Below are 14,984 nucleotides of genomic sequence, written 5' to 3'. Positions count from 1 at the left end.
ATTGGCTCGCTTATTTTTTTTGCCATCAGGAAATACTAAACGGAAAGTGAGGTGTTTTCTATGTCAACTTTAGTGCGCTTAGGATATGTAGCAATGAGTGTTCAATTACAGAATGCGTCTCCGTCTCAGACGATGATTTTTGCGCAGTTTCAACGAATTCAAAACCGAGAAGCTGCTATTTCTAAATTAGAGCGTATTTCTATTTCTAACTTAGAAAACTGTTTAAGGTTATTGAAGCATAATGTTTGGAGTGAAGTGGAATTTTTTCGGCTTAGTTCAAAACTCATTCCCCTTGCCAATCACCCAGAGATTAGTGATTGGAACTACATGAACGCTTTAAAGCCGGTCATTCTTGAGATTCGTCAGTTCCTAGAGAGGAATCCGATGCGCGTTGATTTTCATCCCGATCATTTTGTTGTGCTAAACTCTACAAATAAAGATATTTTAAAGCATTCCCTTGAAACCCTTCAAATGCATAAAAAGTTGTTAAAAGGAATGGGGATATTACCTAAAAACCGCTGTGTTTTACATGTAGGAGGAGCTTATAACGACAAAGAAAAAGCGCTTGAGCAGTTTATTCATAACTGGGGACTAGTACCTCATTCTATTCAAGAAATGATTATGCTTGAAAATGATGATACAACATTCTCTGTTCAGGATGCATTATACCTCTGCGAAAAATTGAACATTCCTTTAATATTTGATTTGCATCACCATCAAGCTAATCATGAAAAACCTGATTGGACAGAATATTGGTCTAGAATTGTTGCTACGTGGGAACAAGAAAAGCTTCCATTGAAAATGCACATCTCGAGTCCAAAAAGCTCAAAAGACTTTCGTGCCCATGCAGACTACATAAATGCAGAAGAGTTTTATCAATTTTTACAATCAATTTCTGGGACAATACCACAGATTGATTGCATGATTGAAGCAAAACAAAAAGATGCAGCGCTCTTTCAGCTGATGAAGGATTTAAAAACATATGAAAGAATCGAAATAGTAAATGGATCTACGTTTATTGTAAAATAACAAGAGAACAGTTCGTTTAAAGAACGGTTCTCCTGTTATTTACGGGCAAACAAAATTGTTAATAGGTAGCCGCTTATAAAGCCACCGATATGAGCAACGTTATTTACTCCGCTATTTAAAAATCCAGATAGTAACCCTATAATTAAGAGCACAATGACAATTTGTTGATCGCTTTTTGTAAAATAAATTGTTTTGTTTCGAATGAAGTAAATATAGGCACCGAAAATGCCGAAGATTGCACCTGATGCGCCTACATGACTATAGTAAGCAGGCTGAATGATAAAAGTAAGTACATTTGCTAATAAGCCACACGCGATATAAAAACCAAGAAATTTATAGCGTGATAGCTCTCTTTCTAAACGTGGTGCAAATAAAAATAGTGAAAAAGAGTTAAACAGTAAATGAGCAAAGCTGTTGTGTAGAAACATGGATGTTGCCAAGCGCCAATATTCTCCTTGGCCAATGGCACCGTTATAACCAACAAAGTTATAAAATAAGGATTGAATAGGTTGGGCAGGAATTAAAAATAAAGCCCACAAGAGTATGTGAATACAAAGTAGTAGAAATGTAATTGGATAGTAGGTTCTGAATTCGCGAAAGCTTTCGGTTCGAACAAAGATCGCAACCACTTCCTTTCATAAGGAACTTAGTATAGTTTGTTTTAGGTGCATTTCTTTATTTTATGCAGTATGCAAAAAGATAGAAGGGTGTGAAGAGCAATTGATTAAAGGGATTGGACTGGATATTACCGAGCTAGATCGAATTGAAAAGCTTGCAAAAAGACAATCTTCGTTTGTTACTCGTATTTTAACAAAAAATGAAAAGGCGAGCTACGATAAACTCCAAGGGAAAAGGCAGATTGAGTTTCTGGCAGGTCGTTTTTCAGCGAAAGAGGCCTATTCTAAAGCATTAGGAACAGGAATAGGAAAAGATTTAAGTTTTCAAGATATTGAAGTTCTAAATGAACATAGTGGAAAACCAGTGCTTTATACGCTAAATAAAAGCGATAACAAGTACATTCATGTCTCCATTTCACACAGTCAACATTATGTTGTAACACAGGTAATTATTGAAAGCTCGTCAAGCTAGTCTGCATATTCATATTCCCAACTTCATATATTCATATTGCGGACAAGGGAGACAGGTATTATCTTGTTTCTCTCAACATGTAGGTATGACATGATATAAAAGGAGTTGGGGAGATGCATAAAAAGTTTATTGGGTTATTCGCGTGCGCCTTTTTACTATTACTATTGGCTGCTTGTGGCGAAAAAAGTCAGCAAGACGTAACGGATGCACTAGATGCTAAGATTGAAGATATGAAAGGGTATAAAGCTGAAGCAGAAATGAAGCTAAATACAGGCAAGGACGCGCAAGTATATGACGTTGAAATTTGGCACAGTAAGCCAACGTATTATCGTGTAAACTTAAAAAATACGAAGAAAGACCAAAGTCAAATGATTTTGCGCAACGATGAAGGTGTCTTTGTCTTAACACCGGCCTTAAACAAAAGCTTCCGTTTCCAAAGCGATTGGCCACAAAACAGTAGCCAAGCTTATTTATATGAATCGTTAGTGCAAGACATTGTGCAGGATGAAAGTGCAGAATTTAAGTCGACGGATAAACATTATGTATTTAAGACAAAAACAAATTACCAAAATAGCACGATGTTGCCAAAACAAGAAATTAAGCTAAATAAAAAGGATTTAACGCCTGTATCTGTAAAAATTATGGATACAGACAACAAGGTACTAATTGAAGTGGATTTTTCAAAAGTACAAGTTGATTCAAAGTTTGATAAGGGTGCATTTGATACGAAACGCAACATGACAGGGGCTAAAATTGATGTTCCAACAATGGCTACAGAGAAATCTGATGAGTTCGGTGTGCTTTATCCAGAAATCTTACCAAAAGGCGTTAAGCTAGCAGAGGAGAAAAAGGTTGAAGGCGAAAACGGTGAGCGAATTGTTTTAAAGTATGAAGGTGAAAAGTCGTTTACGCTTGTTCAAGAGAAAGCAAAAGTAGCGGAAACAGCAGCCTCTACAGCTACTTTAACAGCTGGGGAGCCGTTTGATTTAGGATTTACAGTTGGAGCACTAACGGATAAGACGCTTTCTTGGTCTTATGATGGAATTGACTTTATGATTGCTTCAGAAAACTTAACGTCTGAAGAGATGAGTAAAGTGGCGAATTCAGTTCAAACTCAGCTTGGCAAATAACTACTCTTAATACAGGCTCGCGAATAGCGAGTCTTTTTGTTTTCTTAATTGGATTTGGTTTCATTTGTGAGAAAATTCAAATCTGTTTAGTTTAATTTTTATTTCCTTCTAATGAACTTTAATTTTGGATGTATTATACTAGCAAAGTAGCATATGTTTATAATGGTTCTGAAAAAGGAAGTGTCACAATGGTTAAAGCATTTTACCGAGAAACATGGGCAGAAATTAATGCAGATGCAATTTTGTATAATGTTCAAGAAGTTAAAAAGTTATTAAAACCGGATCAAAAGCTCATGGCTGTAGTGAAAGCAAATGCATATGGGCACGGAGATGTAGAAGTAGCAGACTTAGCACTACAAGCAGGTGCTAATATGTTAGCTGTTGCATTTTTGGATGAAGCAATCTCACTTCGTCAGAAAGGGGTTAAAGCCCCCATTTTAGTACTAGGAGCTGTGCCGCCTCTTCATGTTAAAGAGGCTATTAAATGGAATGTTACGATAACTGCTTATAGTAAGCAATGGATAGAAGAAGTAATTGCAGACCAAGCTAATAATGGAAGTTTAACTATTCATTTGAAAATAGATACTGGAATGGGAAGACTAGGCTTACGAAGTGATGATGAGATCAAGGCAGTAGCAACACTGTTAAAATCACAATCCTTTATGGAAGTAGAGGGAGTATTTACTCACTTTGCAACGGCAGATGAACTAAATTCAATTTACTTTCAAAATCAATATCACAGGTTTCAAAGCGTAGTGCAGCTTATTCAGTCTTTAGGAATTAATCCTCCTCTGGTTCACTGTGCAAACAGTGCGGCTATTTTTCAGCAACCTGAGAATTTGTTTACCGCTGCTAGACTAGGGATTTCAATGTATGGGTTAAGCCCGTCACCAGAGATGAAGGAAATCATTTCTGTCCCTTTAAAAGAAGCTTTTTCATTGCATAGTACACTTGTACATGTTAAAAAAGTAGAGCCAGGTAGTGGTATTAGCTATGGTATTACGTATGAATCAGAGAAAGCAGAATGGATTGGAACGGTTCCAATTGGCTACGCGGACGGATGGATTCGAAAGCTTCATAACTTTACTATCCTTGTTAAAGGAAAGAAAGTTCCTGTGGTGGGACGTATTTGTATGGATCAACTAATGGTACGCCTTCCAGAGCAGTATCCAGTAGGTACAAAAGTGACGCTTATTGGTAAGCAGGGCAACGAACAAATATCCATTGATCAAGTAGCACAGCACTTGGAAACTATTAACTACGAAGTACCTTGTATGATTTCAGCTCGTGTACCAAGGGTGATTGTGAAGAATCAAGAGCAAGTGAATATTACTAACTACTTGTTGAACGAACACAATTGACGTAGGATTTAATAAATATTCAGCTTAAAAATTAAATTTATGCATAAAACAATGCGTCGATTGACAATAATAGTGTAGAAATTGACAGAATTAACTTTCCATTAATACGTATGAGTGTTATGATAAGGAAAGATGAGACTATTGGTGTGTGTGTGTATTGATGTTGGAGGTGTATGTTTGTGTCTGAAGCGAGCGCAACTACAGAAATCCTGGTAAGATTGCCGAAAAATTTAGTATCGGAACTTGACCTTATGGTGAAACAAGAAAATGGTAACAGAAGCGAATTTATTTACCAAGCAACGAAATTATACCTTCGTGAGCGAAAAAAACGCCATATTCGCGAGTCTATGCGTCGCGGATATATGGAGATGGCAAAGATAAATTTAAACATTGCTTCTGAAGCTTTTTTAGCTGAGTCTGAAGCAAATCACACAGTGGATCGTTTAGTCAGCGGGGGTTAATGTCTTGGTAGTCAAACGCGGCGACGTTTATTTTGCTGACCTATCTCCTGTTGTTGGCTCAGAACAAGGAGGCGTTCGCCCTGTACTTGTCATCCAAAATGATATTGGAAATCGGTTTAGTCCGACTGTCATTGTTGCTGCAATTACTGCTCAAATTCAAAAGGCAAAGTTGCCTACGCATGTAGAAATTAATGCGAAAAAGTATGGGTTTGAGCGCGATTCAGTTATTTTGCTAGAGCAAATTCGAACAATTGACAAACAGCGACTAACTGATAAAATCACCCATTTAGATGATGAAATGATGGACAGAGTGGATGATGCCTTGCAAATCAGTGTAGGACTTATCGACTTTTAGAATTATACTTCCATTTATACTAAGTTGCTCCTTTAAGGGCAACTTTTTTAATTTGACGAAGAATAACTAGTAAACGTATATTGAAAGAAGAAATCTATTTAATGGGTTTATTAAATATGGTAAAAAATAGATAAATAGCATAAAGAAATGTGATTTCTTACAAGGAGGAGCTCATGAATCAAGAGAAGTTATTTGAGTATATTCAACAATCTAAAGCGGATATATTTGAACGTTGGCTTGTTACAATGAATGATATTGAAACGGGTCGAATTAAAAGTGTTGTATCGGAACAAGTTTATGTAAACGTTAGTTCAAATTTTGTGAATGTAGTTTTATCGAATGCATTTCGTTCTTTAAATGAGTTTTCAAATGAACTCGAAGATATTGTAGAAAAAGTTGTCAAGCTAGGATGGCCACTTGGATACCTAACGCAAGGCTTGCGTGAGTTAGGACATGTTGTTGTGGAAGGGTATCTAAACGAAGGATCTTCGAACAAAGAAGCACACTCGGAAATCTTTTATCATTTTGATAAATGGCTTAGTCCTGTTTATAACAAGATAGTAGAGCAATATTCAAGTTCATGGGAAAATACGGTTATGCTACAAAAAGTAGCTTTACAAGAATTATCAGCGCCGCTAATTCCGGTATTTGATAAAATAACAGTTATGCCCCTCGTGGGGACAATCGATACAGAGCGTGCAAGAAAAATTATGGAAAACCTTCTGCAAGGCGTTGTTAAGCATCGCTCAGAAGTGGTTTTAATCGATATTACAGGAGTGCCCGTAGTTGATACAATGGTAGCTCATCATATTATACAAGCTGCTGAGGCTGTACGATTAGTAGGAGCAAAATGTTTATTAGTAGGGATTCGCCCTGAAATTGCACAAACAATTGTTAATTTAGGAATCAATTTAAATGAGCTAATTACGAAGAACTCGTTGAAGAAAGGAATCGAATTTGCGTTAGAAATGACTAACCGTCAAATTATCGATATGGAATCGGGGGAATGAACGTGAGAATACCGATCTTAAAATTATATGACTACTTACTGGTCTCGATTCAATGGGAGCTTGATGATCACACAGCTATTCAATTTCAAGAAGATTTACTAAGTAAAATACACCAAACTGGAGCAAAAGGCGTAGTAATCGATTTAACATCCATTGATATGATTGACTCATTTATTGCTAAAGTGTTAGGTGATGTAGTTAGCATGTCCAGTTTAATGGGGGCACGTGTTGTTTTAACAGGAATTCAACCCGCTGTTGCTATTACCTTAGTGGAACTAGGTATTGGATTAAATGATGTTTTTACTGCGCTTGACTTGGAAAAAGGTCTTGAGAAACTCCAATCGGAACTGGGGGAATAATAGATGGAATTCCAATCCAGTGTAAAAATTGTAACGGAGTGGGATATTGTGGCGGCGCGTCAGCTAGGTAGAAATGTTTCCAAGGATTTAGGATTTGGAACTGTAGATCAAGCGCGTATTACAACAGCCATCTCTGAATTAGCACGTAATATTTATTTATACGCGGGGAAAGGACAGATTCATATTGAAAAATTGGATCGTTCAACTACACGAGGACTTTTAATTATTGCTACAGATGAAGGGCCAGGTATTCCTGACATTCGCAAAGTGATGGAAGATGGATATTCTACATCTGGAGGATTAGGTGCAGGTTTACCAGGAGTGAAACGTCTCATGGATGAGTTTTCAATTGAATCAAATGTAGGAGACGGTACTGAAATCAAAGCAATTAAGTGGCTCCGCTAGGAGGAGAATAAATGTCTTTTGATAAAGAGATGAAACAGCTATATAGGGATATTTTGGGGAATTATATTCAAACGCAAGATGAGCAAGTTTTATACCAAGGACAAAAGCTAAGTCGCAAATCTTTAGAAAATGAAGTATCGCCAGAAGACATCGTTAGTATTCATAAAGAGGTAATTGAAGAGATTTATTCTGATATTCCAGAGAAAGTATTGCATTCATTAGATTTTTTATTAGAGGTTATGATTAGCTATGGATTAGCGTTACGTGAACATCAAACGTTAAAAAGTAAGCAGAGAGAGCTTCGGTCAGAGATTGAAGTTGCTGCAAATGTTCAGCAAAATTTATTGGGAACAAATATTCCGGATAATGTGGATACTTTAGAGATTGGCGCAGTGAGCGTACCAGCCAAGCAGATGAACGGTGATTATTTTCATTTCGTGGATGAAGACAACGGTGGTGTTAGCATTGCGATTGCAGATGTAATTGGTAAAGGAATACCGGCTGCGATGTGCATGTCGATGATTAAGTATGCGATGGATAGCTTACCGGATTCTCGGAAAAATCCAAGCTATGTGCTTGAAAACTTGAATAATATTGTAGAGCGCAACGTGGATCCGAGTATGTTCATTACAATGTTTTATGGTACGTACCATCCTGCTAACAACTTGTTTACCTACGCATCAGCCGGTCATGAACCAGGATTCTATTATGAAGCTTCAACTGATACATTTCATGATTTAGAAGCAAGAGGTCTAGTTCTAGGTGTAGATCGTCATGTGAAGTACTCACAGTATGAAAAAGAGCTTCACAAAGATGATATGATTATCTTATTAACGGATGGAGTAACAGAATGTCGAACTGAAGAAGGATTTTTGGAAAGGTTGGACATTATAAAACTAATTCGTAAATACATGCATTTGACACCTCAAGAAATTGTTGAGGCAGTTTTTAAAGAATTAGAAAAACTACAAGAGTTTCAGCTTCGAGACGATTTTACCCTTATTATTTTAAAAAAAGCAGTTTAACTAGAAAGAATGAAGGGTAAAGAATGTATAGTTTATGAAAACTGAGGGGGTTTATAGATACGATGAATTTAAAGATTGATGTTCAAGATGCTGGTCAGGAATATCGTATTACGTTGGCTGGCGAAATTGATGCATATACAGCTCCGAATTTAAAAGAGAAATTTATGGAGATAGCAGAACAAGACGATGTTAGAATCACAATTGATTTGACAGACGTTTCATATATGGACAGTACAGGTCTTGGTGTTTTTATTGCACTTTTAAAAGCAATTAAAAAGCATAACGGTTCATTAAAGTTTGTTGGTGTGTCTGAGCGTTTAAAGAGATTATTTGATATTACAGGATTGACGGATATTTTAAATGTGAATTCACAGGTAGAAGGTGGCGTGAAATGAAGCAACCGTATGATTTCGTTGAGATGAAAATTCCAGCTAAGCCAGATTATGTCGCAATCATTCGCCTAACTTTGTCAGGAGTGGCAAACCGTATGGGCTTCTCTTATGATGATATTGAAGACATGAAGATTGCAATAAGTGAAGCGTGTACGAATGCTGTTCAGCATGCTTACAAAGAAGATGAAAATGGTGAAGTTAAGGTAGGTTTTGGCCTTTTTTCTGACCGCTTAGAAATTATGGTGGTTGATAAAGGTGAAAGCTTTAACTTTGAAGAATTAAAAGAGAAAATCGGGCCTTACGAGACAGCGAAAGAAGTTGAGATGCTGCCAGAAGGTGGATTAGGCTTATATTTAATTGAGACGCTCATGGATGAAGTGAAAATGATGAATTCTAAAGGTGTTACCCTCATGATGACAAAGTATTTGCAAAGAGAGCAGGTGGAGAGTGATGAAAACACAGTCTCAACCTATGAAATTAACTAAAGAACAAGTTCAGGAACGAATTGAGCGTTTTCAAAAATTCCAAGATGAAGAAGCACAAAGTGAGCTCGTTATTCACTATAAAAATCTTGTTGAATCGATTGCCCGTCGTTATTCAAAAGGCCGAAGCTTGCATGAGGATATTGTGCAAGTTGGTATGTTAGGCCTTTTAGGTGCAATTCGTAGATATGATTCTTCGTTTGGAAGAAGCTTTGAGTCGTTTGCTGTTCCGACAATCATTGGTGAGATAAAACGATTCTTACGTGACAAAACGTGGAGCGTGCATGTTCCTCGTCGAATTAAAGAATTAGGTCCGAAAATTAAAGCAGCTGTTGAAGAGTTGACAACCCAATTACAGCGCTCTCCTCAAGTGCAAGAGATTGCTGATTATATTGGAGTCACGGAAGAAGAAGTTTTAGAGACGATGGAAATGGGGCAAAGCTACCAAGCGCTCTCTGTTGACCACTCCATTGAAGCGGATTCTGATGGCAGTACCGTAACTATTCTAGATTTAGTTGGTGAAAAAGAAGCAGGCTATGAGAAAACCGACCAAAGATTGGTCTTGGAGAAGATTTTACATGTTTTAAGCGAGCGAGAAAGAGAAGTCATTCGCTATACCTTCATTGAGAACCTGAGTCAAAAAGAAGCTGGTGAAAAATTAGGTATTTCTCAAATGCATGTGTCGCGTCTTCAGAGAAGAGCTCTTGATAAGCTTCGAAATGCGGCTCGAACAGACCTAACCGAAGCGGAGTATAAAAAGTGACGAATCGTATATCTGCTAATCAATCTTTCATAAAAACAGCCACTCATCAAACACCTAAAGATGGAAACACCTGTTGTGGTGACGGCTTTTATATCAAAGAAACTAGCGATTATTTCTTATGTGCCATTGCGGATGGGTTAGGAAGCGGTGAACATGCAAAAATAGCGTCCGATGCTGTCATTCAAACTGCGAAGCGAAATCATAATCTTGAGCTTGATGATTTAATGATGCTGTGTAATGATGTGACTAAAGGGACGAGAGGAGCCGCTGTTGCTCTATTGAAGTTTGATAAACGCAGCGGGCATTTTTCGTACACGAACGTAGGTAATATTCGTTTTTATCTATATGCCCCAGACGGAAATCTTACGTATCCTTTACCTGTAAAAGGGTTTTTATCAGGTCGAAAACAAAAAATTCAGGTTCAGACTTTTCCATATGAACCGAACTCTCAGTTTTTAATTCATACGGATGGATTAGATTTAAAAGAAGTTAGAGCCTTTTTTAGTTCTCGGATGAACATAGAGCAATTATCCGCTCAACTGAAAGCGAAACTATCTTCTCACAAAGACGATGTAACATTCATATTGGGAGAGCTACAAACAAATTAATGATGTAAAACTTTAACTCACATGTGCTAATACATGTGAGTTTTGTTACAATTAAAAGAAAACATTGCTAGGAGAGATTGAGTTGACGGCCATAGCAAAAGTGCAAACAACTGATGTAATGAAGCATGTAAGTGATCAAGTAAACCTTCCTTTAAAGCAAGTAAAGAATGTAATAAATTTAATTGAAGCGGGAAATACAGTTCCGTTTATTGCTCGTTACCGTAAGGAACAAACAGGATCTCTTGATGAAGTGCAAATTCGAGCAATCTTAGACGAGTGGACATACTTAACGAACTTAAATATCCGAAAAGAAGAAGTTATCCGCTTGATTGAAGAGCAAGGAAAGCTAACGGATGAGCTGGCTACAAGTATTGCAAAAGCAACAAAGTTACAGCAAGTGGAAGATTTATATAGACCTTATAAACAAAAGCGAAGAACTAAAGCAACTGTTGCAAAAGAAAAAGGATTAGAGCCTTTTGCTCAATGGATTTTAACATTTCCTTTAGAAGCAGTTAAAGAGAAAGCACAGCTATACATATCTACGGAAAAAGGTGTCGATAGCGTGGAGGATGCCGTACAGGGTGCTCAAGATATCATCGCGGAGATTATATCTGACGAGCCTTCCTATCGTCAGTGGATTCGAGACTATACGTTTAAACATGGCGTTATTGAAACCGAAGCTAGAGCTCATGAAAAAGATGAAAAAAATGTATATGAAATGTATTATGAGTATAAGGAATCTGTAAGCAAGATTGTTCCTCATCGCGTGTTAGCTATGAATAGAGGGGAAAAAGATGGGATATTAAAAGTATCCATTAACGTATCTACAGAAGGCATTTTTAGATACATACAAAAAGGATTTGTTAAAAATACGAAATCGTCTGTTGTCTCATTAGTAGAAGAAGCGATTACAGATGCATATAAGCGGCTAATTGCTCCTGCTATCGAACGAGAGATTCGAAAAGAGCTAACAGAGAGAGCTGAAGCACAGGCTATACATATCTTTTCCGAGAATTTGAGAAAGCTACTTCTTCAACCGCCTCTAAAAGGAAAGGTTGTCCTGGCTGTAGATCCTGCGTATCGAACTGGGTGTAAGCTGGCAGTTATTGATGAAACAGGAAAAGTGCTCAAGATTGATGTTATTTACCCGCATCCTCCTGTTAATAAAAAAGTAGAAAGTGTAAAGCAAGTAACTGAAATCATTGAAAAATTTTCAATTGAAATGGTAGCAATCGGAAACGGTACAGCTTCTAGAGAGACAGAACAGTTTATTGCGGAGATTTTGCAACATCAATCTAGAAATATTTTTTATTTAATCGTAAATGAAGCGGGCGCTAGCGTTTATTCTGCTTCTGACATCGCTAGGGACGAGTTCCCAAACTTTCAGGTGGAAGAAAGAAGTGCAGTCTCAATTGGGAGAAGGTTACAAGATCCGCTTGCCGAACTTGTTAAAATCGATCCAAAATCAGTTGGTGTTGGACAATATCAGCATGATGTTTCTCAAAAGCAGCTAAATGATTCATTAACGTTCGTGGTGGAAACAGTAGTAAACCAGGTGGGAGTGAATGTAAATACGGCTTCTTCTTCTTTGCTTCAATATGTGTCAGGTCTTAATAAGACGGTCGCTCAAAATATTATTCGTTATCGAGAAGAAAATGGCAAGCTGAAAAGCCGAAAGGAACTGAAAAAGATTCCGAGATTAGGTGCTAAAACATATGAACAATGTATTGGCTTCCTGCGAATTATTGATGGCCAAGAGCCGCTAGATCAAACGAGTATTCATCCTGAGAGCTATGGTTACGTGAATGAATTGCTAGATAAGGTGAATTTAACTTATGATTATCTTGGAACAGATGAATTAAAAGAAGCATTAAATAGCTTATCTATTTCTGATCTTTCAGAAGAGCTAGGAGTTGGAGAGTTTACTTTAAAAGATATTATTCAAGCGCTAGTACAGCCAGGGAGAGACCCTAGGGACGATTTGCCAAAGCCGCTCTTGAAAAAAGATATTTTGCAACTGGAGGATTTATCGAAAGGTCTTCAACTTGAAGGAACCGTACGCAATGTGGTGGATTTTGGTGCGTTTATAGATATCGGTGTAAAGCAGGACGGGTTGGTTCATATTTCAAAATTAACAACCAAGTATGTAAAACACCCGCTAGATGTTGTTTCTGTCGGAGATGTGGTAACTGTTTGGGTAGAAGGTGTAGATGTTGCTAAAGGAAGAGTTTCATTAACTATGATTTCGCCATAAGCTACTTTCTAAATCCATCAGAAAAATTGCTCTGACATTAATGTCAGGGCGATTTTTCTATTGGATTGTAGGGGTTAGTCCATTGAAGAGTGGTTTTTACGGTAAAAAAACCAGCATTGGTTTAATAGTCGAATCTGTGCACAATCTTTCTGTAAGTAAGCACGCTGCATTTGTCTTTGTAACCACATCGGCATCACAGCATTCGCTCCTTTTATATAAATGTATAAAAAATAATGTAATATTAAATGTATGCAATGCATGCTAGTCAGGTGATAACAAGGAGGAAATAAAATGGAGAACAACGAACTACAACAATTAGTAGAAGAAATATCAATGAAATTTTTTCACAAACCTTTTTTACATAAAGCTTATTTTAATAGACGACTAAGAGCAACAGGTGGAAGGTACCTTGTTCATAACTCTAATATTGAAATCAACTATGGTCACTATGAAGAACATGGTCAAGAAGAGGTTATTAACATTATTAAACATGAGCTATGTCATTACCATTTGCATTTAGAAGGCAAAGGATATGGACATCGAGATCGAGACTTTCGCCAATTAATGAAAGAAGTAGGTGCCCCTAGGTTTTGCAAGCCACTTGCAAAAAACATAGCAAAAAAGCAAAATAGTCCAGTACATCTTTATCAATGCACTGGTTGTAAGATTAAATATACAAGGAAAAGAAAGATTCATCTCCAAAAGTATCTCTGTGGTTATTGCGGTGGAATGTTAAAAAAATTAGAGTAAGCCCTTGACTATGGAAAAGGCATATGATAAATTTATAAAGCACTCAAAAGTGCTTGAATATTTTTTGAAAAAACATTGACAAATAAGTCAAAATATAGTAAATTTTAATGAGTCTGATAACACTATTCCACAGTAGCTCAGTGGTAGAGCAATCGGCTGTTAACCGATCGGTCGTAGGTTCGAGTCCTACCTGTGGAGCCATTATAACGGGGAAGTACTCAAGAGGCTGAAGAGGCGCCCCTGCTAAGGGTGTAGGTCGTGTAAGCGGCGCGAGGGTTCAAATCCCTCCTTCTCCGCCATTTTATAATGGCCCGTTGGTCAAGTGGTTAAGACACCGCCCTTTCACGGCGGTAACACGGGTTCGAATCCCGTACGGGTCATATTATATTTGCTTGAATAATTTATGATTTAATTCCGGAGGATTAGCTCAGCTGGGAGAGCACCTGCCTTACAAGCAGGGGGTCGGCGGTTCGATCCCGTCATCCTCCATATTTTGTTTGTATATCATCTGTATGGATGGTCCCGTGGTGTAGCGGTTAACATGCCTGCCTGTCACGCAGGAGATCGCGGGTTCGATTCCCGTCGGGACCGCCATTTCTTTTTGATTGGGCTATAGCCAAGCGGTAAGGCAACGGACTTTGACTCCGTCATGCGTTGGTTCGAATCCAGCTAGCCCAGCCATCAAGAGCCATTAGCTCAGTTGGTAGAGCATCTGACTTTTAATCAGAGGGTCGAAGGTTCGAGTCCTTCATGGCTCACCATTTTAAATACACACATGCGGGTGTGGCGGAATTGGCAGACGCGCTAGACTTAGGATCTAGTGTCTTTACGACGTGGGGGTTCAAGTCCCTTCACCCGCACTTTTATCTTTAACCTTTTTTATTAAGCGGTCGTGGCGGAATGGCAGACGCGCTAGGTTGAGGGCCTAGTGGGTGAATAACCCGTGGAGGTTCAAGTCCTCTCGGCCGCACCAAAAAAACAAAAAAAGGTATTGACACTAACAAATAGAGATGATAAGATAGTTAAGTCGCTAACGAAGCGGTAGAAAATAATGCGCCCGTAGCTCAATTGGATAGAGCGTTTGACTACGGATCAAAAGGTTAGGGGTTCGACTCCTCTCGGGCGCGCCATATGCGGGTGTAGTTTAATGGTAAAACCTCAGCCTTCCAAGCTGATGTCGTGAGTTCGATTCTCATCACCCGCTCCATTACCAAATTGAACTTTGAAAACTGAACAAAGCGACAAACGTCAACGTTAATTTTTTAAACTTTTATGAGCAAGTCAAACATTTCTTCGGAGAGTTTGATCCTGGCTCAGGATGAACGCTGGCGGCGTGCCTAATACATGCAAGTCGAGCGAACTGATTAGAAGCTTGCTTCTATGACGTTAGCGGCGGACGGGTGAGTAACACGTGGGCAACCTGCCTGTAAGACTGGGATAACTCCGGGAAACCGGAGCTAATACCGGATAACATTTTCTCTTGCATAAGAGAAAATTGAAAGATGGTTTCG

18 protein-coding genes, 11 tRNA genes and 1 other annotated feature (1 of these 30 cut by a window edge) are annotated in these 14,984 nt (G+C 38.1%); of the genes, 27 read left to right on the top strand and 2 right to left on the bottom strand.

All coding sequences use genetic code 11. The features are described 5' to 3' along the window. The first annotated feature begins 60 nt into the window (after nucleotides 1–60). On the top strand, nucleotides 61–1,029 hold the full coding sequence (gene uvsE, locus AS180_RS03905) for a UV DNA damage repair endonuclease UvsE (RefSeq protein ID WP_062686437.1): 969 nt from the start codon (nucleotides 61–63) through the stop codon (nucleotides 1,027–1,029). 35 nt (nucleotides 1,030–1,064) lie between these two features. Here the strand turns inward: uvsE and AS180_RS03900 are convergent, their stop codons facing one another. Beyond that, nucleotides 1,065–1,568 carry a rhomboid family intramembrane serine protease gene (locus tag AS180_RS03900; RefSeq protein WP_226372923.1) on the bottom strand — a complete coding sequence of 168 codons (504 nt, stop codon included), beginning with the start codon at nucleotides 1,566–1,568 and terminating at the stop codon, nucleotides 1,065–1,067. 181 nt (nucleotides 1,569–1,749) lie between these two features. Here AS180_RS03900 and acpS point away from each other — a divergent pair, with 181 nt between their 5' ends. From acpS to AS180_RS03830, 14 genes are all read left to right on the top strand, one after another. Next, on the top strand, nucleotides 1,750–2,118 hold the full coding sequence (gene acpS, locus AS180_RS03895) for a holo-ACP synthase (RefSeq protein WP_025910601.1): 369 nt from the start codon (nucleotides 1,750–1,752) through the stop codon (nucleotides 2,116–2,118). A gap of 113 nt (nucleotides 2,119–2,231) precedes the next feature. Continuing rightward, nucleotides 2,232–3,248, top strand: a complete 1,017-nt coding sequence (locus tag AS180_RS03890) for a LolA family protein (protein WP_025910603.1) — start codon at nucleotides 2,232–2,234, stop codon at nucleotides 3,246–3,248. A gap of 188 nt (nucleotides 3,249–3,436) precedes the next feature. Next, a complete protein-coding gene (alr, locus tag AS180_RS03885) occupies nucleotides 3,437–4,609 on the top strand; it encodes an alanine racemase (RefSeq protein ID WP_062686436.1) in 1,173 nt (390 codons plus the stop codon). 179 nt (nucleotides 4,610–4,788) lie between these two features. Next, the gene (locus AS180_RS03880; RefSeq protein ID WP_025910605.1) at nucleotides 4,789–5,070 is read left to right on the top strand and encodes a CopG family ribbon-helix-helix protein; all 282 of its coding nucleotides are present in this window, start codon (nucleotides 4,789–4,791) and stop codon (nucleotides 5,068–5,070) included. Nucleotides 5,071–5,074: 4 nt separating this feature from the next. Next, nucleotides 5,075–5,425, top strand: coding sequence for a type II toxin-antitoxin system PemK/MazF family toxin (locus AS180_RS03875; RefSeq protein ID WP_025910606.1), 351 nt, complete (start codon nucleotides 5,075–5,077; stop codon nucleotides 5,423–5,425). Between the two features lie 173 nt (nucleotides 5,426–5,598). Beyond that, nucleotides 5,599–6,435: an RsbT co-antagonist protein RsbRA gene (locus tag AS180_RS03870; RefSeq protein WP_025910607.1), complete on the top strand. Its 837-nt coding sequence runs from the start codon at nucleotides 5,599–5,601 to the stop codon at nucleotides 6,433–6,435. Beyond that, entirely contained in the window at nucleotides 6,432–6,794 is a 363-nt protein-coding gene (locus AS180_RS03865; protein WP_035321022.1) for an STAS domain-containing protein, read from the top strand. Before AS180_RS03870 ends, AS180_RS03865 begins: the two co-directional genes overlap by 4 nt. A gap of 3 nt (nucleotides 6,795–6,797) precedes the next feature. Beyond that, nucleotides 6,798–7,199 carry an anti-sigma regulatory factor gene (locus tag AS180_RS03860; protein ID WP_025910609.1) on the top strand — a complete coding sequence of 134 codons (402 nt, stop codon included), beginning with the start codon at nucleotides 6,798–6,800 and terminating at the stop codon, nucleotides 7,197–7,199. Nucleotides 7,200–7,210: 11 nt separating this feature from the next. Then, on the top strand, nucleotides 7,211–8,224 hold the full coding sequence (locus AS180_RS03855; protein WP_062686435.1) for a PP2C family protein-serine/threonine phosphatase: 1,014 nt from the start codon (nucleotides 7,211–7,213) through the stop codon (nucleotides 8,222–8,224). Nucleotides 8,225–8,286: 62 nt separating this feature from the next. Further along, nucleotides 8,287–8,619, top strand: coding sequence for an anti-sigma factor antagonist (locus AS180_RS03850; RefSeq protein ID WP_025910611.1), 333 nt, complete (start codon nucleotides 8,287–8,289; stop codon nucleotides 8,617–8,619). Beyond that, nucleotides 8,616–9,101 carry an anti-sigma B factor RsbW gene (gene rsbW, locus AS180_RS03845; RefSeq protein WP_061785866.1) on the top strand — a complete coding sequence of 162 codons (486 nt, stop codon included), beginning with the start codon at nucleotides 8,616–8,618 and terminating at the stop codon, nucleotides 9,099–9,101. The genes AS180_RS03850 and rsbW overlap by 4 nt, the downstream gene beginning before the upstream one ends. Continuing rightward, entirely contained in the window at nucleotides 9,067–9,861 is a 795-nt protein-coding gene (gene sigB / locus AS180_RS03840; protein WP_062686434.1) for an RNA polymerase sigma factor SigB, read from the top strand. Before rsbW ends, sigB begins: the two co-directional genes overlap by 35 nt. Further along, complete coding sequence (locus tag AS180_RS03835) at nucleotides 9,858–10,469, top strand: PP2C family serine/threonine-protein phosphatase (RefSeq protein ID WP_226372922.1); 612 nt, start codon at nucleotides 9,858–9,860, stop codon at nucleotides 10,467–10,469. The genes sigB and AS180_RS03835 overlap by 4 nt, the downstream gene beginning before the upstream one ends. Before the next feature lie 118 nt (nucleotides 10,470–10,587). Continuing rightward, nucleotides 10,588–12,723 carry a Tex family protein gene (locus AS180_RS03830; RefSeq protein WP_062686452.1) on the top strand — a complete coding sequence of 712 codons (2,136 nt, stop codon included), beginning with the start codon at nucleotides 10,588–10,590 and terminating at the stop codon, nucleotides 12,721–12,723. 74 nt (nucleotides 12,724–12,797) lie between these two features. Here the strand turns inward: AS180_RS03830 and cmpA are convergent, their stop codons facing one another. Next, nucleotides 12,798–12,917 (bottom strand): cortex morphogenetic protein CmpA, encoded by a 120-nt coding sequence (gene cmpA, locus AS180_RS22185; protein WP_090752704.1) that lies wholly within the window; start codon nucleotides 12,915–12,917, stop codon nucleotides 12,798–12,800. A 97-nt stretch (nucleotides 12,918–13,014) separates the two neighbouring features. On the opposite strand from cmpA, the gene AS180_RS03825 reads away from it, so the two are divergent. From AS180_RS03825 to AS180_RS03770, 12 genes are all read left to right on the top strand, one after another. Continuing rightward, entirely contained in the window at nucleotides 13,015–13,473 is a 459-nt protein-coding gene (locus AS180_RS03825; protein ID WP_025910616.1) for a SprT family protein, read from the top strand. 126 nt (nucleotides 13,474–13,599) lie between these two features. Beyond that, a tRNA-Asn gene (locus AS180_RS03820) sits at nucleotides 13,600–13,674 on the top strand. 7 nt (nucleotides 13,675–13,681) lie between these two features. After that, nucleotides 13,682–13,772, top strand: a tRNA-Ser gene (locus AS180_RS03815). A 9-nt stretch (nucleotides 13,773–13,781) separates the two neighbouring features. Beyond that, nucleotides 13,782–13,853 (top strand) — tRNA-Glu (locus AS180_RS03810). 36 nt (nucleotides 13,854–13,889) lie between these two features. Continuing rightward, nucleotides 13,890–13,962 (top strand) — tRNA-Val (locus tag AS180_RS03805). 29 nt (nucleotides 13,963–13,991) lie between these two features. Continuing rightward, nucleotides 13,992–14,067 (top strand) — tRNA-Asp (locus AS180_RS03800). A gap of 12 nt (nucleotides 14,068–14,079) precedes the next feature. Next, a tRNA-Gln gene (locus tag AS180_RS03795) sits at nucleotides 14,080–14,154 on the top strand. 4 nt (nucleotides 14,155–14,158) lie between these two features. Beyond that, nucleotides 14,159–14,234, top strand: a tRNA-Lys gene (locus AS180_RS03790). Between the two features lie 16 nt (nucleotides 14,235–14,250). Next, nucleotides 14,251–14,333, top strand: a tRNA-Leu gene (locus AS180_RS03785). Between the two features lie 26 nt (nucleotides 14,334–14,359). Continuing rightward, nucleotides 14,360–14,446 (top strand) — tRNA-Leu (locus AS180_RS03780). An 80-nt stretch (nucleotides 14,447–14,526) separates the two neighbouring features. After that, nucleotides 14,527–14,603, top strand: a tRNA-Arg gene (locus tag AS180_RS03775). A 3-nt stretch (nucleotides 14,604–14,606) separates the two neighbouring features. Further along, nucleotides 14,607–14,680 (top strand) — tRNA-Gly (locus AS180_RS03770). Nucleotides 14,681–14,809: 129 nt separating this feature from the next. Next, nucleotides 14,810–14,984, top strand: a sequence feature (16S ribosomal RNA rRNA prediction is too short) (it continues 81 nt past the right edge of the window).

This window comes from Priestia veravalensis, assembly GCF_001457055.1.
GTDB lineage: Bacteria > Bacillota > Bacilli > Bacillales > Bacillaceae_H > Priestia > Priestia flexa.
Note: the sequence above shows the minus strand (reverse complement) of the source record. Positions and strands in the feature narration are given on the sequence as shown.